A 1,660-nucleotide genomic window follows, 5' to 3' on the forward strand; every position below is an offset into this window, starting at 1 on the left:
TTTCGTATTCGGCAGCAATTTCATTCAGTGTTCTTTCTTCTCTTAAGACCTCAATAACTATTTTTGCTTTTTCTTCTGGTGTAAAATTTCTTCTCTTTTCCATGATTCCATTCTAACTTATTTCTGCTGTTTTGTCAGTCTTAATTTCTGGTATCATTATAGACTAGTGCAATTATTGATAGGTTGGTTCACCATAGTCATTTGCTTGTTTTTCAAGGACAAAGTTACAGACTCACACACTCAACCACGAAATCCCAATAATGGAATGGGGGGTGCTCGGAAAATTAAGTTCCGCACTGCTCGGATTTATACTTGCCAAAAACATCGCAAAGCCCTTCTGAAGATTTTTTAAGCCCACGCTTAATTCTGTCCGGATTACATTTAATAAATATTCTTTTTAAAGAAAACCACTTTTATTTGACTGCTTCTAAATAACGAATCATTTCTATTAAATCCTCATTTTCACAACCTAATTCAGTTATCAATTTTTTTATTTCTTTAACCGGAATTTCATTATTACATGATTGATTAACTATAATACATCCTATATTGAAAGTTCATTTCGACCCTTCTAATCAGTATTGTTGAATTATTTAGCGGTAAAAAAACTAAGTCAGCCAGCTAAACTCACCATTTTTGACATAACGTAAAAATATGAGACGTCCTCGGACAGTCTTCAGAGGCTTTTATTTACAAATAATTAAGTAACTCTATTTTACTTCTTAACTCTTTTAGGATTTCTTTTTTGTCTTTCTTAGCTTCTAAAAAAAAGATTAATGATTTTCTTACACACTCTCGTAAAAATAGTATATCATCATCAATTATACTTTCATGAGTTCCTTCATGTACAAAATCTGATCTTTTTTGTAGGTTTTTAATAGCCTAGCGTAACAATCTAGTCTATCTTCTTTATTATCATATAGAAGAACCGAACATCTTTTTGCGACTCTTTCTTTTTTGGCATTTTCTTTTTTGTTCAAAAATAACATTTCCAAGCATGTTGTCAGTAATGTAATTGCAATACAGTTTTCACGATGGTATGACAAGTCATAGTAACGATGACAATTATTAAGTAACTCATTTGAAATAGGAAATTTTAAACTTTTCAGTTTTCTATTTATTTCATCAACTCTAATCTCATCAATTTTTAGTTTTGATATTTCTGTTGAATGCATAGCTTCAGAAATTGGTATCAAAGCAACTCTTTTAAAGCTCATATTTATTTTTTCAACTTGAATAGGCATTTGTTGACGTATCTTAATAGCTAATTTTTTAAAGCGAACTGGTCCTTCTAATAATAAGCGAATCCCTCTAATCTTATCATCTAAATATTTCAAAGTATTATTGGTTATTTTCTCAAACTCATCTGACACTTCTTTTTTCACAAACTCATTTGAATAACTTTTATAAATACATATAAGATTTAAATTATCATCAATTTTGGCAGCCTCATAATCTCTCCTCAAACCCATTGCATCTGTTTCAAAAATCTTATCCAACTCATCAATATTAGGAATCATGGTCATCTCCCTAAATTTAAAGCCATTGCCTATATCTAAATTTAATATTGTTTTATCTGCTCCAAATATTACTGCACATATTTCTATATCATATATAAGTTTCTCTTCCATATTTTAAGTCTCCATTTTATAATTTTTCA

General features: G+C 29.6%; 1 protein-coding gene and 1 pseudogene. One reads left to right on the forward strand and one right to left on the reverse strand.

The window, feature by feature from the left end; genetic code table 11:
• Positions 1-162: 162 nt before the first annotated feature.
• Positions 163-261, forward strand: a pseudogene (locus JCM21531_RS19570) (ATP-binding protein); the annotation flags it as partial.
• A gap of 560 nt (positions 262-821) precedes the next feature.
• Here the strand turns inward: JCM21531_RS19570 and JCM21531_RS17110 are convergent.
• Positions 822-1,631 carry a hypothetical protein gene (locus JCM21531_RS17110; protein WP_038291632.1) on the reverse strand — a complete coding sequence of 270 codons (810 nt, stop codon included), beginning with the start codon at positions 1,629-1,631 and terminating at the stop codon, positions 822-824.
• Positions 1,632-1,660: the final 29 nt, after the last annotated feature.

It is taken from the genome of Acetivibrio straminisolvens JCM 21531 (genome assembly GCF_000521465.1).
GTDB classification, from domain to species: Bacteria; Bacillota; Clostridia; order Acetivibrionales; family Acetivibrionaceae; genus Hungateiclostridium; species Hungateiclostridium straminisolvens.

Bases quoted from the DNA above. Each gene is read 5' to 3' on its own strand.
- JCM21531_RS17110 (WP_038291632.1), bottom strand. From the start codon at position 1,631: ATGGAAGAGAAACTTATATATGATATAGAAATATGTGCAGTAATATTT.